Origin of the sequence: Arsukibacterium sp. UBA3155, assembly GCA_002364615.1 — a bacterium.
Classification (GTDB): Bacteria; Pseudomonadota; Gammaproteobacteria; order Enterobacterales; family Alteromonadaceae; genus Alishewanella.
Map to the genome: position 1 here is coordinate 146,739 of DEYP01000023.1, position 18,132 is coordinate 164,870.

The 18,132-nt window shown below is 43.7% G+C and carries 14 protein-coding genes; 6 read left to right on the top strand and 8 right to left on the bottom strand.

Annotated elements, in window-relative coordinates; genetic code table 11:
* Nucleotides 1-456 (top strand): hypothetical protein (locus B2X65_RS11280; RefSeq protein WP_290612631.1); only part of this gene is annotated, 456 nt, incomplete at its 5' end.
* 212 nt (nt 457-668) lie between these two features.
* Here B2X65_RS11280 and greB read toward each other — a convergent pair.
* Genes greB through gmtY form a run of 4 tightly spaced genes read right to left on the bottom strand, consistent with a single transcriptional unit; the run spans nt 669 to nt 7,391 of the window.
* Nucleotides 669-1,154, bottom strand: coding sequence for a transcription elongation factor GreB (gene greB / locus B2X65_RS11285; RefSeq protein WP_290612632.1), 486 nt, complete (start codon nt 1,152-1,154; stop codon nt 669-671).
* A gap of 17 nt (nt 1,155-1,171) precedes the next feature.
* Nucleotides 1,172-1,792, bottom strand: a complete 621-nt coding sequence (gmtX, locus tag B2X65_RS11290) for a gamma-mobile-trio protein GmtX (RefSeq protein WP_290612633.1) — start codon at nt 1,790-1,792, stop codon at nt 1,172-1,174.
* Nucleotides 1,792-6,102 carry a gamma-mobile-trio integrase GmtZ gene (gene gmtZ / locus B2X65_RS11295; protein ID WP_290612634.1) on the bottom strand — a complete coding sequence of 1,437 codons (4,311 nt, stop codon included), beginning with the start codon at nt 6,100-6,102 and terminating at the stop codon, nt 1,792-1,794. Before gmtZ ends, gmtX begins: the two co-directional genes overlap by 1 nt.
* Nucleotides 6,099-7,391 carry a gamma-mobile-trio recombinase GmtY gene (gene gmtY / locus B2X65_RS11300; protein WP_290612689.1) on the bottom strand — a complete coding sequence of 431 codons (1,293 nt, stop codon included), beginning with the start codon at nt 7,389-7,391 and terminating at the stop codon, nt 6,099-6,101. Before gmtY ends, gmtZ begins: the two co-directional genes overlap by 4 nt.
* Before the next feature lie 224 nt (nt 7,392-7,615).
* Here gmtY and B2X65_RS11305 point away from each other — a divergent pair, with 224 nt between their 5' ends.
* The 4 genes from B2X65_RS11305 to envZ all read left to right on the top strand — a co-directional run bounded on the left by B2X65_RS11305 (nt 7,616) and on the right by envZ (nt 10,286).
* Nucleotides 7,616-7,885 carry a GreA/GreB family elongation factor gene (locus tag B2X65_RS11305; RefSeq protein ID WP_290612635.1) on the top strand — a complete coding sequence of 90 codons (270 nt, stop codon included), beginning with the start codon at nt 7,616-7,618 and terminating at the stop codon, nt 7,883-7,885.
* Between the two features lie 109 nt (nt 7,886-7,994).
* A complete protein-coding gene (locus B2X65_RS11310; protein ID WP_290612636.1) occupies nt 7,995-8,159 on the top strand; it encodes a hypothetical protein in 165 nt (54 codons plus the stop codon).
* Nucleotides 8,160-8,247: 88 nt separating this feature from the next.
* Nucleotides 8,248-8,973 (top strand): two-component system response regulator OmpR, encoded by a 726-nt coding sequence (gene ompR, locus B2X65_RS11315; RefSeq protein ID WP_290612690.1) that lies wholly within the window; start codon nt 8,248-8,250, stop codon nt 8,971-8,973.
* A complete protein-coding gene (envZ, locus tag B2X65_RS11320) occupies nt 8,973-10,286 on the top strand; it encodes a two-component system sensor histidine kinase EnvZ (RefSeq protein ID WP_290612637.1) in 1,314 nt (437 codons plus the stop codon). The genes ompR and envZ overlap by 1 nt, the downstream gene beginning before the upstream one ends.
* A gap of 290 nt (nt 10,287-10,576) precedes the next feature.
* Here the strand turns inward: envZ and B2X65_RS11325 are convergent, their stop codons facing one another.
* From B2X65_RS11325 to hslR, 4 genes are all read right to left on the bottom strand, one after another.
* A complete protein-coding gene (locus B2X65_RS11325) occupies nt 10,577-11,005 on the bottom strand; it encodes a hypothetical protein (RefSeq protein WP_290612638.1) in 429 nt (142 codons plus the stop codon).
* Nucleotides 11,006-11,404: 399 nt separating this feature from the next.
* On the bottom strand, nt 11,405-15,361 hold the full coding sequence (locus tag B2X65_RS11330) for a S8 family serine peptidase (protein ID WP_290612639.1): 3,957 nt from the start codon (nt 15,359-15,361) through the stop codon (nt 11,405-11,407).
* Between the two features lie 373 nt (nt 15,362-15,734).
* Nucleotides 15,735-16,580, bottom strand: a complete 846-nt coding sequence (gene hslO, locus B2X65_RS11335) for an Hsp33 family molecular chaperone HslO (protein WP_290612640.1) — start codon at nt 16,578-16,580, stop codon at nt 15,735-15,737.
* Nucleotides 16,581-16,590: 10 nt separating this feature from the next.
* Nucleotides 16,591-17,001 (bottom strand): ribosome-associated heat shock protein Hsp15, encoded by a 411-nt coding sequence (gene hslR, locus B2X65_RS11340; RefSeq protein ID WP_290612641.1) that lies wholly within the window; start codon nt 16,999-17,001, stop codon nt 16,591-16,593.
* Nucleotides 17,002-17,169: 168 nt separating this feature from the next.
* Here hslR and gspC point away from each other — a divergent pair, with 168 nt between their 5' ends.
* A complete protein-coding gene (gene gspC, locus B2X65_RS11345; protein WP_290612642.1) occupies nt 17,170-18,105 on the top strand; it encodes a type II secretion system protein GspC in 936 nt (311 codons plus the stop codon).
* Nucleotides 18,106-18,132 lie beyond the last annotated feature (27 nt).

The window sequence follows — 18,132 nt, forward strand, 5'->3', positions numbered from 1 at the left end:
ATAGAGCGTTCGCCTGACGTTGATTTTGAACGGGAATTCCCAACCCGATTCGATTATTTAGTCTATCAAATGTTCTCATGCTGCGAGAAATGGGTGGGTTCTGCTGCGCACCTAGATTACAACGGTGTAGAACAGGCAAATATACAGCATTTCCCAGAATATCAGGCAGCCAAAACCTTTGGCGGGATGCTTAGGCGGATTATTAAATCCAGCAAATTTCGTGATCATCAAAAAATTTACTTTCTTGAAATTGCACTGAGGCTCATGAGAGCTCTGGATCAAAGAAAATTGCAGTCATATTCTTGCCTTGTCTTCAATAATTGCATCAGAAGACACGAATTTACATCTGTTGACATGGAAATTATTCCAGAGCTGATTCGGATTCATCAACAGGTCGATCATGTGCTTATGTCAAAAGACTCTACGTTTGAATCAGAGTTGGCTAAACACTCCTGATATTCGATTAGTGAGAACTGCAATCTAAACTTGAATTTAGACCAACCAAACAAGACTTTGGATACAGAATTTTTTCTTCTATTCTGAATATTTCTAGTTATTTAAGATTAACCCTATGTTACCAATTTGATAGGACTGTTGCAGGCAACGGTGTTGCAAGAAACCTAAATTGAGTTAATGTCTACTACTCAAAAGGGGAACCTATTGTACTGTCAAGCACCAAGCTTTTTAATATACGATATATGCAGAATAAACCATTCTTTGGGACCACTTGGAGTTTGAACTGTAAATTCATCATCCTCTTGTTTTTTTAGCAGAGCCCGAGCCATAGGTGAATCTATCGAGACGTAATCATTACGTCCATAGATTTCATCAGGGCCGACAATTCGGAATTTTTTAGTTTCACCGTCGGTGTCCTCCACCTCGACCCAAGCTCCAAAATATACACGGCCTTCCTGTTGCGGGGAGTAGTCAACAATTTTTAAAACTTCTAATCGCTTTCTAATAAAGCGGATTTTTGAATCAATCTGGCGAAGTAACCTTTTGTTTTCCTTGTAATCTGCGTTTTCTGAACGGTCACCCAGACTGGCCGCCCATGCAACCTTTTGTGTAATTTCGGGGCGATACTCGCGCCAGAGATAATTAAGTTCATTCTGCAGTTTTTCATACCCTTCGCGGGTAATGAGGTTTGTTCGCAATTTATTGACTCTCGATTCTATAAATTTAACATTGCTTTTTTCAAAGCATCTAAAGTGGCAACCGGAAATACCATTTTTGTTGAATTAGCAGTGACCACACTTGCATCTTTCCCTAGTTCAAAGCCGTTTTCTCGAAGGAATTCATTTGATAACAGATATTCGAGCGCTTCTCGCTCTAAGTCAGTCAGTTTGATCTTGGAAACGTGAGACGATGCACCATCGTATATTTCTATCACTTGGCTAATTGGCACTACCTTTTCAAGCAATCTCTCAGCCTCACGTTTTTGTGCATACAAATAATTTATCTGCAACTTTAATACAGGGTCAGTAATACTGTTCATCCATTCGAAATTTTTACCGGTTTGGTTGGAAGGTTTAGCTTTCGGTTTTACGACGCTATTTTCAAAAGCTCTGATTAGCGTTCGATAAGATTCTCCCGTTTTATTTCTAATGCTTTGCGCTGCTGGAACACCCCGAGTCTTGCCCAACTGAGCAATGGTTGTATAGCTGAAATCTAAACGACCACTCTGTTGTTGTTCCTTACAAACAGCAAAAATAGCGTCAAGCGTTGATTTGCTCCGTTGGGAAGATAGCTTTTTTAACTGCTCTAATACAAGTTCTGGAGTTACTCCGTCCATCAGACCTCCTTCAACTTAATCGTCTCTGCAGAGGCAAAAAGTCGTTTTATGTCGGCAGCTTTCAACCTCTCTTCTTCAGGCAAATCTTTAAACGAAAGCTCATTGTCCATAAGCCGGTCAAGTTTATTCCAGCTTTTTAGTCGAGTTAGCAGCAACTGCGTGATTTGATTGCCGACTATTAGTTGTTCTTCCTCTGATAAGAACATCATCTGTGGCTGCATATCATTAAACTGTAGTAGCCTGTCTATTGCCTGACTTCTAGGCGCCAAAGCAAGGTCATCACTACAGCTTCGAAATAACTCGGCATTTTCGCAGACTTCGGTTAGTTGGTAGAACCAACTATTATCTTCAATGCTCACGTCCATTGAAAGATCTGATGGAACAATTAGCTGATATGAGTCATTTTCAGACAATTTACCTTTCTCAATAACTAACTTACATTCTCGGATAAGACGATGTATAGCGTTCATATCAATAAGTAAAGGATCTATTTTCTTAGAGCGCGTTTCCAGTTCTGAATTGACTAACCGCCTTTTTTCTTGAAGTGAAGCCTTTTCAGCAGTTAGTTGATCGTAGTGCTCTGTAATACGTTTCTCGCTGTATTGCTTGTGTGAGATAACTTCAATCCTAGTAGTGAGCTCTTGAACCTGAGATTGCAGATTATTGAAGCGCCGGCATTGAGTGGATACATTATGGCTAATTTCATTAAATAAACTAACCAGACCAACCATGAATGCGGGCCCTGTCACGAAAAATCGACACTGGAGACAGTTCTGTTCACCTAAATATCCAGCTGGTACTGGGTGGTAAATTGATGACTTAACCGCTACCGGTTCACCACCTTCTTTACAAAAATTTCCGCCTACAGGACAAAACCCATAGTCTTTCCACTGATAAGCAGCTACAGGTCTATCGTTATTGATAAACTTCAAAAATTCTTCATTATTTGCGACGAGTTCTCCGTGACACTCTTCGATTCTTTTTTGTTCAACAAATTGTCGGAGCGTCTCTGCTGCAACAGATGCAGCCTGTTTTTCTCCCCGCTGCAGTTTTTCTCGAACATTTAGACCTCCCAAACCGCTTTTTACATAGTAAATTGTCATGACGATAGAGGAGTGACCGACGAGTTTTAAAATAATTTCGATAGGTAAACCGAATTCATAGATGTAGGCATTTATTAAACTTACCCGCATTGAATGGGGAGTAAAATCTGATTGAAAATTTGAAAGCGACGGTTCGATCAAGTTTAGAGATTGAAACTGCTTAAATTTCATATTGTTATATTTTGCGAGCGATAATTCTTCCCTTGTAGAAAAAAACAAACTGGCTGCTAAACGCTGTGCTAGCCGACTACCAAATATGCCTGGCTCTTCTTGGCCAAAATCTCGAAATAAGAAACAGTTACGGCCCTTTTGTTTTTTCTGAATTTCATTAAGTTTGGTTTTAGTGCATTCCATCCATGGCAAAGGCCTTTCAACTTTATTAAAGCGCTGCTGCCATTTTCTTAGCTTAATGAGCCAGTAAGCTAATTCAACAGGCATAAAGGGTATGGTATATCCCTCGCCATTAAAGCTTGTTTTATTAGTGGTATAATGAACACCAATATCATTATCTGATGTTCTATGAATCATACTCTGAGACTTGGTCTGTCCTGCCATGTTCGATTTATTTTGGCACCAAACAACTTTACCATTTTCAAAATCTGGAATTTCTCTATCTGCCTCTCCTGAATCGCAATAGATAATTTGTCTACCTCTCGCAGGAAGTTGCATTAATGCATATGTGTAAGTCCAGTATATTGGGAGCCATAAATAACGTTTTCCATTGCTCTCTTTAACAACGCAGTCGGGATCTTCTCTATCAATTTCAGAAGACTCATCAAGTGCCACCCAATCTGCACTAAATTTTTGTAGATGTACAAGATCTCGATAACTAGACTGCCGCTCTATAGCATCAAGAGGAAATATCCAGTCTCGGCCTGCTAAAACGAACTGATAGGGCAGCGATGGTTTGTTTGTTTCATTGAAGACCGGAGTTGTTGCCTCTTCATTAAAGTTGATCTGCTGAAAAGGATTAATAGCGCCATTAATTTGAGAGACTTCTCCTGTTTCTTCATCCTCTACAGTTAGAGTATTTTTAATGATCCAATCTAGAAATTCATTTATAGAAAATAACCAACTCTTTTTTCTCGCGATACTGACCCCATCTAGCAAATCCAACATCGGCTGAATGTTAGTCTTGCTTCGGGTTAAAAAGAGGTGCGGATCTCGCTCAAATCCGCACTTAATTATGTATTCTCTTACGAATTCGCAAAGATTTTTTTCCTTGCTTTCGCCACCTCTGGCAATTTTTAAAAACTCGCGGATTGATTTACCCCATATCATCCATTTGGGTTCTAAGTACCTTACTTTGAACGGTCTAACCCGACCTAAAAAGTCATAAGCATTAGTCCATCCTTTACCAGCATATACTTCTACAGGCCTAGCGGGCACTCTTGGATCAGCAAAAGCAACCCTCCATTTTTGATAATCAAGCAAAGTTTTTAGCTTAGCATCTGAAACCAGTTCTTTTAATTGAGCAAAAGGATATGGTCGAGAGATATCTAATAAGTCATAGTAATCCTTCCAACCATCTAATCTCTCAGGATGAGATGGCAGTTGTTTAAATTTTTTTCGGGTTTGTCGATATTGCTTAGAATCTTTTATCTGGAGAACTTTACAAGCTAACTCCAAAGAAATCAGCGTCTTAATTTCCTTCGGTATCAAGAAAAGCTCCCAACCTCTCCAATCCTTTTTATAATAAACGAGCGGATCCGCTGGTAAACCTGGATGATGTTTGTAGCAAGTTTTATACTCTTTAGCGGAGGTCATACACAGTTGCTGAACTAGCTGTTTCGCCTCAGCGTAATTTAAATATTTTGCAGTAGATTTTTTGCCAAAAAAGACGGAACCATCTTTCTCATCCTTATATATTATATCTGGTCGTGACGGTAAGCCTGGGCATTCCTTATAGCGAGCTTGGTATTCTTTATATGATGTAATCCCCAGTTGCTTTAGGCACAGTTTTGCCTCGGCATAGCTTAGAAAGGCTACAGGTGCCTTTCTAGCTAGAAACGTCGCCCACCCAGTCCATTCTCCTTGATAAGTTCTTTTAGGGTTAGTCGGTAAGCCGGAGAATTCTTTATAACAGGCATGGTATTCGCGAACCGAGGTAATGCCTAATTGCTGAACGCGCTTTTGAGCCTCGACGTAGCTTAGAAAAGCTTCAGGAACTTTTTTATCCAGAAATGCTGCCCATCCGGTCCACTCTCGTTGGTATATTGCGTCAGGGTTGGATGGTAAGCCTAGACACTCTTTATAACGGGCCTGGTACCTTTTTGACGAAGTAATACCTAATTGCCGCACACATTGCTGTGCCTCGGAGTAGCTCAGAAAAACGGAAGGGGCTTTTGGTAAGAATTTTGTCCAACCAGTCCACTCACTTTTGTAAACCTTTTGAGGTGTAGCAGGTAAACCTGCGCACTCCTTATAGCGGCTACTGAATATTTTTGACGAGGTAATGCCCAATTGCTGCACACGCTGTTGGGCCTCACTATAGCTAAGAAAAGCCGAAGGGGCTTTTGGCAAGAACGCTGTCCATCCGCTCCACTCTGCTCGGTATTTTTTTTCAGGTTCATACGGTAAGCTTGGGTGCTCCCTATACCGTATGCGGTATTCTCTACTAGAGGTAATGCCTAATTGCTGAACGCGCTTTTGAGCCTCGACGTAGCTTAGAAAAGCTTCAGGAACTTTTTTATTGAAAAAAGCTGGCCATCCGGCCCATTCACCTTTATAAAATATATCAGGATGAGACGGTAAACCGGGGTAATCCCTATAGCGTCGGCGGTATTCTTTAAAAGAGGCAATGCTCAATTGCTGCAAGTGTTGCTGTGCCTCGGCATAGCTGAGGAGCGATACAGGTGCTATTCTACCTAGAAAAACGGTCCATCCAATCCACTCTTCTAGATAAACTCTGTAAGGATTAGACGGTAAACCCGGGCACTCCTTATAGCGGGTGTTGTACATTTTGGGCGAGGTTATGTCTAACTGCTTTACGCGCTGTTGTGCCTCAGCGTAGCTTAGAAAAGCTAAAGGAGCTCGTGGTAAGAACCCCTCCCAACCAGCCCACTCGCATTTGTAAGTTCTTGGAGGATTATATGGTAATCCAGAGCCTTCCTTATAACGGGCTTTATACTCCTTTATCGAGGTAATACCCAGTGATTGAACTATGAGCTGTGCTTCGGCATACCCAATACGCTCTCTTTTTCTCATAGACCTAACTCACGAAGTTTAGCCCTAATTTCACTATCTCGAGGTTTTATGTAAACACGGGAACTATCGGGACTTTTGTGATGCATGGCTTTTGAAATTTCGCTTAGATTAAAACCTGCTTCAGCCAACCGATAACCAAATGAGTGCCGATGACTGTGGGGACTTCCACCAACGTGCTTGCCAATCTCCAATCCAACGGTAGACAAAGCATTTTGATATTTTTTGATAAAGTTCTTTCTCGACTCTGGCTGACCGACGTAATTGGTAAACAAGTAGGGATGATCAGTGCTAGAACGCTGATACAAATATAGCTGTAAAAGTTTTGCAAATTCTCTTGCAGCAGATAATGGATAGAAAAACACACTAAACGAAAGATCTCGGTTGGTTAGTAGTGGACTTTTCCAACCCGAATATAGTCGGTGGGTTCGAGGATATTCATTTCTGGGTTTGAGCCCATATCTGATATTTAAGAGTTCTCTTCTCGTTGAAAATGCGGGATCAGGGCTTTTACCTGCACTTGGATGAAAAACTTTGACCAAGGCATGTCCGGTTTTTCTATCAATACTGATATCCGATGTATAAATATGAAAGCATTCAGATAGCCTTAGTCCGCCAAAGTGCATTAAAAATACGATCAACTGACTGGCATAGTCAGAATCGTTTATCGTTCGACGGAATCCATTTATTAAGAAATTTTTAAATTCGGATTCTGGAAATCTATATACAGACTCTACTGCCAAAAGCTCCCTGGATGGCGGTTCAATAACCCTGGTTTTAGTAAATTGGAATTTGCTATGCTTACTCAAGTGATTCAAAAAAGCGCTCGAAGCACGTTTATAGTAAGCGCACCATAAAAGCTTTTCCTCTACGTAGGTGGTTTTACGAAGGGGGCTTAGTTTTGGCAACCCAGTACCGTGCTGGCTATCTAAATAATCACAATAACGATTTATTAAACTTAATAAAAAGCTCACGTCATCGCTTGATCGTGGCCGCCAAAAAAGACCAGAAGCATCCTCATTGTTAGAGTCAAGAGTACCAAAACAAATTGCATCAACAAATGCTTGAAGTAAGGCAGTACCTGAGATGGCATCATCCGACTTAAACAGTAGAAATCTTAAAAGCAGTTCTGCTGCGAAAACACAACGTTCCTGCCAAGACTGAGATTTTCTTCTGTTCAGATAAATAAATCTTAGAAGAGATATCAATACACCTTGCTCTGTAAACAAGGCTTGTACAGCAATTACGTTTGAATACGAATTCGCTGAGTATCTGACTTGACGCTTTATCACATAATCCAAAAGGATATCTCTGTGATTTAGTATCTATAGTATTTAGTTAATAGATCTAAGTTTGTCAATTTAATTAACTCGTCTACTGAATTTGACTCTAAAGAGGGATTATCTGCTTATTAGTATGTGGAATTGGGTGGTACTAATATATTTACGGCAAAAAACGCCTACGTGAGATTGATAGACGGGTCCGCTTTTTAACCAAGCGCCTGGAACAGCTGCAGGTGGTATACCCGTCCGCCAAGCAACAGGGCAAAGTGTATTTCGGTGCCTGGGTGCAGCTGGAAGATGAGGCTGGTCAGCTAAAGCATTACCGCTTGGTGGGTCCGGACGAGTTTGATTTAAGGGTTAATAAGCTAAGTATTGACTCGCCTCTGGCCAGAGCGCTCCTTGGCAAAATGGCAGATGATGAAATTCAGGTGAGCACACCTACGGGTAACCATTGGTATACAATAACTGCCGTGAGCTACCAACCCTTCGCGGAGTTAAATTAACTTATGGTCAAAATGTGAACTATAATTAAGTTGGATTTTAGCTTTATCGGAGGGCCTTAAGATGAAATCCCGTTGTCAGCTATACCTGCTTATCGCAACAGCAGTTTTATTGACCGCATGTAGTACTACTCCACCTCAGTATGCGATGGAGCCAGACTACGATTATATTCAAAAAGTAGAAGCATCCAGCAAACATAGCACCCACGCCGCTAAAATTTACTGGGTTAATCCGCCAATGAAACGAGCGCAGTCCCCGGAGAATCAGCAAGACTGACAAATTTTGTAACACAGTTTAACCGCCATGGTAGTCCCAATGGCGGTTTTTTCGTTTATAGTAAAAAAAAACAACGGAAGCTTGTGTGATGACCAGCCAGGAAACCCTGAAAATTATTGTGGTAGATGATGATTTACGTTTGCGTGCGTTACTGGAACGCTATTTGGTTGAACAAGGCTATCAGGTCCGCAGTGTCGGTAACTATGAACAAATGCAACGGCTGATGGAGCGCGAACATTTCCATCTGGTGGTGCTGGATTTAATGCTCCCTGGTGAAGATGGCCTGTCTATTTGCCGCAAGCTACGCCAGCAGAATAATGATGTGCCGATTATTATGTTAACCGCAAAAGGTGATGAAGTTGACCGGATTATCGGTCTTGAAATGGGCGCAGACGACTACTTACCTAAGCCTTTTAATCCGCGTGAGTTGCTGGCGCGGATCCGCGCTGTACTGCGGCGAAAAAGCAAAGATTTACCCGGTGCACCTTCGCAGGAAGAAACCGTCATCAGTTTTGGTCCTTTTACCTTTAACTTAGCAACCCGTGAGATGCGCAAAGGTGACGAACCATTGCCTCTGACCAGTGGCGAGTATGCGGTACTGAAAGTGCTGGTTAGCCATCCACGTGAGCCATTATCACGCGATAAACTGATGAATCAGGCCAGAGGACGCGACTATTCAGCGATGGAGCGTAGTATTGATGTTCAGGTATCCCGTCTAAGGCGCATGCTGGAAGACGATGCTGCTAACCCGCGCTATATTCAAACCGTATGGGGGCTGGGTTATGTGTTTGTGCCAGATGGCAGTATTGCCTGATGCGTTTGTTACCCCGCAGCGCGTTTGGGCAAACGGTATTTTTGATCGGCTTTTTATTGCTGATTAATCAGCTGGTATCTTATGTATCAGTGGCGCTTTACTTTATTAAGCCTACCACCCAGCAAATTAACCATCTTATTGCCAAACAAATTAAAGTGGTGTTTCTTGATGCTGGCCAGAATACTCCGGTGTTGTCTGCAGAACTGACCCGCCGCTTTAGCGAGGCCACGGGAATTGAGGTATACACCGAAGCTGAAGCGATGCAGCAAGGGCTGGCTAACGCGCGGTATTATGGTTATTTTTCAGAGCAAATGTCAGCTGAGCTCGGAGGTGAGGCCGAAGTTCGTATCGAACAGGGTAATGCGTTTGCTTTCTGGGTGCAGCCACCACAAGCACCACAATATTGGGTCAAAGTACCTTTGTCCGGGCTGGATGAAACCGATTTTTCACCCCTGACGTTCTATTTGTTGTTAATTGGTATTTTGAGCGTGGGCGGTGCCTGGGTTTTTGCCCGTCATTTAAACCGACCGCTTAAATCACTGCAGCAAGCCGCCCTGCAAGTGGGGCGTGGTGATATTCCACCACCATTAAATGCCGAAAAAGGGTCTACCGAAATTATTTCAGTGATCCGCGCTTTTAACTATATGGCGGAAGGCATTAAGCGCCTTGAACAAGACCGGGCGTTATTAATGGCCGGGGTATCGCATGATTTGCGCACACCGCTTACCCGCATTCGCCTGGCATCAGAAATGATGACGGAGCAGGATAGCTGGATCCGCGATGGTATCATCAACGATATTGATGATATGAACGCCATTATCGATCAGTTTATCGATTTTCTGCGCCACCATAAGCAGGAAAGTTTGCAAAGTGTTAATTTAAACGAATTAATAGAAGAATTGGTATTGGCAGAGCAGGTGCAGCAGCGTCATTTTATTACCGAGCTTGATCCGAAATTACCGGCAGTGCTGTTGCGTAAAATAGCCATTAAGCGGGTGCTAAATAACCTCCTGGAAAATGCGTTGCGTTATAGTGATGGCGACATTGAAATTAGCACGGGTTACGAAAAAAACCGTAAACAGCTGTATCTCGAAGTGCGTGACCATGGACCGGGTATTCCTGAGCATAAGATGGAGGCCATGTTTGCGCCTTTTACCCAGGGCGATGAAGCCAGGGGCAGTGGGGGATCCGGTTTAGGCCTGGCCATTATCAAAAAAATTGTCGATATGCACCAAGGCAGCGTCAGTTTGTTCAATCATGCTCATGGTGGGCTGGTAGTCAGGGTGTTTTTACCTATAAAAGCGCTGGTTTAGCTTATTTCCGGTTTAGCACAATTGTGGCGGTCAGAAATTTGCATTCAATCAGGTGCACTCAATCCGAATGCAGTGATTAAAATCAGATATGAATATTTCTACTTACTAAAAGTTAGCTTTGTTGAGGCCAACTTAAGTTAATTACTCGCCATTAAGCCCATATTTGCCGCGCTAACTGAACTTGCCATTTTAAGCCACCCAGTTTCACGCTAGTAAACTGTTGACTAAAAATGTTTACAGGGTGTTGCAAGTACAATCAGAACAAGCAAAAGTATTAATTTGGTTACTATTCAATAAGTATCCGAACCTAAATCAGGAGGGCTGACCCAATATTCAGGCTTTGTGCTTAGTCGTTCGGTTTTATGTTCGCTCAGTGCCGCTTTGTCTACATCGGGTTGAGGTTGTTTGGCAAAGGCTTCATTGAGTTTTGCTTGTAACGAAAGGGGGGGCTGCAACAACTGATTTTGTAGTAGTGAAGATTGTTGTTTTTTGCTTAACAAGGAAACGTCTTCGCTAACATTCTTTGTAACGGGATCTCCAAGACTAGCTAATTTGGCTGACTTTTTAGCCGGTGGCAGAGCTTCATTAATCTGCAATTTATACTCTAGTTGAATACTGAATTTATCATTAGTCAAATTATTATCGAATTGACTCTTCTGTTTGGTATTAACGCCTTCAGTTACTGAAGGTGAATTCCCGTAAATTATGTTTATTGACATAAGTGACTCCAATATGGCGGATAATTGCCCAATGCTAGTGTGAAATACATGAGTTATTATTCAAGTAAAATAATTAAGCAAAAAAAGTGCCAATGTTAAGATCAGTGAATTTTGACGGATAATGACTAGAGTTGTGAATTAATTTATTCCAACCATAAGTTTTGCAAACACGATTAATTTGAAAACAGGTTATTTAACTGGGCAGCTGCAAGCTAATTTAACCTGAGCCACGCTTTTAGCGAGTGTAAATTTGCTTCGCTTAATAACAGGCGAGGCAATGTGGGTGTTATTTTAAAGCTGAAATTACTAAAAATTGTGCCAGTTTGCATAAAAAATGCCGGTCAAAACATCTGACCGGCATCAACAACAAATACTCAGGATTAAGGAGTATCTAACCTATTAATTACGCATCTTACGACGCTTTCTCATAGCGGCTAAAGGTACTAATAATAAAGTTAACCAGCCTAGAGCGCCACCGCTACTCTTCTTATTTGTGACTGTCGCTGAGACGGTTACAGGCGAAGATGTCGCAGTGCCATCAGATACTACGACTGAGAAAGTAATAGTACTATCGTTTTCTACAGACGGCGCGTTGAACGTGGCGCTGTTTGATGTTGAGGTAACACCTACAGACGGACCAGCAGTTTGCGTCCAGGTGTAGGTTAGTGTGTCACCATCAATATCAGTACCCGTAACGTTTAACGTCACACTTTCACCTTCTGCCACCGACTTAGCTGCACCAGCTGTTAAAGTTGGAGCATCATTCACCGGTGTCACAACAACGTTTACAACAGTTGGTGTCAGTTCAATGCCGCTTTCATCCGCAGCGCTGTAGGTAAAGCTGTCAGTGCCGTTAAAGTTTGCCGCTGGCGTATAGATAATCATGCCGGCTTCATCAACGGCTGCTGTGCCATTGCTTGGGGCCGTTACAATAGTGACACCTGATACAACACCATCTGCGCCGACGTTGACCTTGTTAACAGCGTGCATTGACTCGCCGCCGCTCATTACCTTAACGTTAATTACTTTGGTTGCAACTGCTGCGTCGTTAGCAAGTACATCTTTTGCCTCTGACACTGCATCTTCATCTACTGTAATGGAATCAGCTGCACCAAGGTCAAGCATGCCGTCATTTTCCAACTGATAGCGCAGCTGTAAATTGCCGCCAACTACGTTGGTAAGTCCGATTGCTGTACCAACCATCGGAGCAGTGCCAGTGCCATTATAAAAGCGAGAGATACCAGTCGAGCCTGACGCGTCTTCAGCGCCGATGGTAACATTTGCAGGCACTGAATCTATTTTCAGATAATCAAAAAAGATATCCTGTTCGGTACCACCAAGTTTTACCCATGTCTGGAAGGTAAACCGGCCAGCTGCTGGGTTGTTCCACAATTCAACGTCGTTCCATTCAAATACTACATAGCCTGACACCAGGCCAACGTGTAATGTACCGGCGCCACCTGCACCACCGGCCAAGTCAAAGTCAGCCCACATGGCGGCTAGCACGTTATTTGGTGCAGCTGATGATGGCATTTCCTGATTCTCAAAGGAGCCTGTTGTAGCACCGCCGCCAGCAATTACGATGCCATTGTCACCAACTGTAATGCTGTTATAAACGTTGCCATTATAGACATAGCCACCAAGACCGCCCAGGTTGTATGTTACTGAAAATTCGTCACATTCCCCTGCGCAAGCGTATGGCGCAACACCTAAATCTTTAATTGAGGTGTTCATGCCTGCAAAGTTTTCCATAGTGAAACGACCAACTTCCAGTTTACCTGTCCATGCTAACCGTTGATCTGACGCATCCAGTAAGTACTCGGTACCATTTGCAACATCAGATGATTCTGAGTCAGCAACGATCTTGGTTCCCTGTGGAGCTGAAATTTCTACGCTAATTTGGTCGGTAAATGTTTTGTTGTTATAAAACGCTGCTATATCAATTGGTTCCGCTGGTCTTAATGTGCCAGTTCCGGTTGTAGAAATGGTTGCTGCGTCAGGCGTTTCAGAAACGTACAATGCTATTGGCATAGTAGCTGTTGGTACGGAATTATCGTTTGACGTAAAGTTGATGCGGCCAAATTGCCATGTCCCGTAGGTTGAAGCAGACGCATCTACAGTTAAAGTAAAATCGGCTGAATCAGTTTCAGAGCCAAAAGCACCCAGAGTGAAAGTATCGTCACTCAGTTCTGCATCAATTGCAACATCATCAAATGTTACTGTCGCTGTCCATGTTTCGCTTGTATCTGACATATTGCGCAGCGCTCTTGTTACATCACAAGTTGCAATACATGGATCTTGTGCCCAAGAAGGCTTGTCAAAGGTCAAGGCAGCTGTAGTAGCACGAGTAAGATCTAAACGGCCAGCACCAATGTCAAACGGTGTTGCCGGAGTGGAGCCATCCTCTTTTTTCATACCGTCAAATACTGACGATGAAGTTAGTGCTGTTTTAATTTCAACCGCTGACCAATCTGGATGGAGTTGTTTCATAATCGCAGCTGCGCCAGCTACATGAGGTGACGCCATTGAGGTGCCGCTCTTCAGGCCAAAAGTACTACCCGCTGCATTTTCATCCGGAGATGTGGCTGACAGAATAGAGCTACCTGGTGCAGCGATGTCTGGCTTTAAGCTACCTGAGTCACCATTTGGACCTCGAGAAGAAAAGTCACTCATGAGATCTGCAAATTCAGAATCCACAACACGTTTAGTATCATTGTCAATAATTACTGAAATAGCGGCTTCATCTTCCAGTAGCATCTCAATATTTTCACCACTTGCTTTGGAAATCATCACCGCAGGTAGTGTGGTGGTTGGAGCTGACATAGTGATTGGCAGACCAGCAGCACTATTGTATACAACCACGCCTGCTGCACCGGCATTCATAGCATTATCAATTTTATTTGTAAAAGCACATGCGCCACGAGAAATAAGGGCTACGCTGTCTTTAAAGGTATCTACCGGGAACGGGTTACAACCTAAAGCATTATCTGGTGCAACCGCTTTTGCAGAAATAAAATCAGCTGTAATATCTTCTTCTAAACTGTTAAAGCCTGAACCGCTGCTAGCGATGGCTAAAATATCGTTGCCACCATTAACCTGAATAGTGTTGGCAAAGAAGCGGCCATGGGTTGTGCTGGCAACAGATAAGCCACTTTCTATACAAGATGGGCAACCGATAGTTTGCGCACCTGGACCATCATTTCCGGCAGCAGTAACTACCACCACACCAGCTTCTTCAGCAGCTTGGAATGCTGCTTGATACGGGCTAGTCGCTGGGTCACCGCCAGCACCGCCGCCCCATGAGTTGTTGATAACATCAGCGCCGTCTTTGACAGCCCAATCAAGTGCCTCTAGCAGCATGACGTTTGAACCACTACCCCGGTTTGCTGGCGTTTGGAATAGCGCTTTGTATGCCATGATGTAAGCACCTGGTGCTACACCAGATATGGTGACATCAGAAAAACCATCTTCGTTAGGATTGCCTTCGCTATCTTCAGGAACGATTTCTGTCGTGCCGTTGAATTTTATGCTTACAGGATTACCTGCCGCAGTGCCTGCAACATGAGTACCATGACCACCTAACCCCAATGGACTCATGTATTCATCAGGATGAGTTACGAACGTAGGCGTGCTGTAACGTGCAACAATAACCTTGTCATTACAAAATGACGGATCAAAATTGTTACAGTAGTCTGTTGTAGGCAGGTCTGTTGGTTTGGTGAAGTTTTCCCCTGCGAACATCGGGTTCTCTGGTCGTATACCGCCATCAATGATAGCAATTTTTACGCCTTGGCCGGCATTAGCGCTGCCGCCCAGGCTGGCCCAAACTTGTTGAGCTTTTACAATATCTAACGAGGCGTCCATCGACTCGTAGTACATCTCTTCCTTGTACACTGCTGTGACACCAGGCATGGTGAGTAGCGAGTCATAAATGTTTGTATCTGACGCAACCACTACAGCATTCATTATTGTATCGTAATGACGGTCCATTTTTGCATTTGGAAATTTTGCACTAAGTGCTTTAGCAAAAGCCGCTCGTTCAGCTTTCAATAAAGATACTTGTGATTTTGCGGCTTCAGACGTCATATCAAGCTTATTGCCTGGCTTAGCTTGATTTTGAGCTTGGACGCTGACTATGGAGCTTAATGGGGCTTGCTCAAGTTGTACGATGAAATAATTTGGGTAAGCTTGCTTTAGCTGGGATCCTTTGATTACTTTATCATTCTGACTGGTGTGTGTAATTTCTGGTGAGTAGTGTTTAACGTCTGTTAAATCAATGGCGAGCGACTGCCCGGAGATGGCTGCAGCAACAGATGCTGCAACAAACGACATCAAGTACATCTTTTTTGTGCTCATTAACATGTTCCTATAGATACGAAGAATTTTCTTATAATGTCCAATCGTTAAATTATTTTGGTAATTGTTGATTGGACAGTGAGGATACCGCTAAAAAAAAACAAGTTAAAGTGCTTTTGTTCATTAAGGATACATCGAGCAGACTAAACATGAGGTTAGGAATGCTTATTGAATCAGCACCACGCCTGCTACCAGAACATTTGTCCAGGTAGCTAATATTCATCGTGGGCTGGGCTGCTTGCGCACTATATCTATTTATTAATCATCTCCATTTAAACCCGCTCACAGCGTCCAATCTGACGGGTTCTTACATCCCCAAATGTAGGGTGATGATGCAGCCGGTGAACAATAATTTTGATCGCCCCAGTGCTGATTACAATTGATCGCTTATTTGCTGCAAATCCTCTGCGCTGAACAAATACAGCTGATTACAGTACTCACAGGTCATTTCCAGTTTTCCCTCGGCAACGTGCTCAGCCAGGGCTTCTTTGCCAATACTGAACAGAGCCGTTTCGCACTTCTGGCGCGAACAGCCACAGACAAAACTGACTTGCTGCGCGGGGAACAGCTCCACTTGCTCCTGGTGAAACAGCCGGTACAGCATATCTTCAGCTGGCAATGTCAGTAGTTCGCTGCCGGTTACCGTATCGGCCAATACCACTAACTCGGCAAAATCTGCTGCTGCTTTTTCTGCTTCAACCGGTAATACCTGCAACATTAAGCCTGCGGCAGCATTTTTTGTGGTTATGTCAGTAAATATGTACAAGCGGGTGGGTAACTGTTCCGATTGCGCAAAATAACCTTCTAATGTACTGGTTAAGGTGTCGCCGGTTAATGGAATGATGCCCTGATAGCGCTCGCCCTGGCGGGGTGTTATGGTCACAATCATAACCCCTTCACCAATTAACTGGCGAAAGCTATCGCCACTCAGTTCGGCCTGCAGCCTGACTACAGCACGAAAATTCTGATTATTATCACCATTAACTGCGGCAAACTTCACCGGGCCATCGCCTTGCAATTGCACGGCAATTTCGCCATCAAATTTTAAGGTGGCAGTAATTAAACTGGTTGCCACGACGAGTTCAGCCAGCAGTTGTTTTACCGGCAACGGATAGTGATGGTTTTGCAGCATCTTATCCAGGCTAGCTGCAACCTGGACCAATTCGCCTCTGACATTTTTTTGCTGAAACAAAAAGCGGTGTAACGTATCCTGGTTCATAAAGTCTCTCTTACTGCTTTGATTTTAAAAGTAATAACTGGCGACGCATTTTTTTGTCTGGCTTAGTGTCCGGGTGTGGTGCAAACAAGCTGTTGGTCTTGCGCAGCTCTGCCCGGGCCAGACGTTGCTCAGTGCTGGCCTCGGTTTCCTGATACAGTGCCTGTGCCAGGGGGGCGGCAAGCCGTCTTTCTGATAGTCCCAAAACAATAACCGTTTTTTCGTCAGTGCCTTGTGCCAGCTTAATTGTGGCTCCGATCTCAACATGGCGACTTGCTTTGCAACGCTGCTCATTGTAGTGTACTTTTCCGCCTTCGATCATGCTCTTGGCCAGGGCGCGGGTTTTATAAAAACGACAAGCCCAAAGCCATTTATCCAGCCTGATACTATCGTTTTGCGGTGTCGTGGCCTTTGGTGTTGTCATAATTAACCTGTATGCTGAACTGAATGTGCATTATAGTGCCAAACAACATGCGAAGCGTACCCCCGGGATTATTTTCACTGTTAGTATTTTGTAAAAATACCGACTGACCCTTGTTGGTATGCCGACAACTGAGTAAGATGAAACCGAACTTATTATAAGAAAGCCCAAATGAATCTGTCTTTGTCATTGCAAGAGTTTAACCGCATTAGCCAGCGTCTGCCGGTCAGTACTTTACGAAAACTACTGAACCTGACTCTGGTGCTGTTGCTTGCCTGGCTACTGGCCCGTTTAAGCTGGCAGTTGTTGCCAGAGCCTGAGTTTGCCAGCCCCGTATCAGTGCAGCAAGCGGGCACTGCATCAACCGGTATGGCAACCACCCCGCTTGAACAATTATTAACTTACTCCCTGTTTGGTGAGGTGACGGCTGAACCGGAACGGGCAGAGCCGGTGGTGACCGAAGCGCCAAAAACGCAACTTAATGTCAAACTGACCGGGGTTGTAGCCCAGGCTGATCCTAACAGTGGCAGTGCTATTATCGAAAGCCGGGGTAGCGAAGGTACTTATGCAATTGATGACACAATTGATGGCACTAACGCGGTATTAAAGCAGGTATTAATTGATCGGGTGCTTCTTCAGCAGGCGGGTCGTTTTGAAACGCTGATGCTCGATGGTATTGAATATACCAAAATGGCGCAGGCGAATGCCGGACTTGGACGGGAAGACAACCCGGAACCGAGTTATGAGAACGAGTTGGTTGCCTCGCCGCAGGCCGTTGCACCGGTGCTGGATGAAGGCGACTTAGGCGTCAGCCGTGACGAACTGCTGGCAGAGCCAATGAAGTTTTTTGATTACATCCGGGTGTCACCGCAGCAACGCGACGGTGCTCTGGTGGGATATAAGTTAATGCCAGGCAAAGACCCGGCGCTGTTTACCCAGCTGGGTTTACAGCAAAATGATTTGGCAATAGAGATTAATGGCATTCCGCTGAACGATATGCAGCAGGCCATGCGGGTGATAAACGAGCTGAGAGATGCAAGTGAAGCCGCAATTAAAATAGAACGTGACGGTGAAATCAGAGATATTCTGGTTAGCCTTTCGCAATAAAATAATTAGATAACAATTGGTTAAATT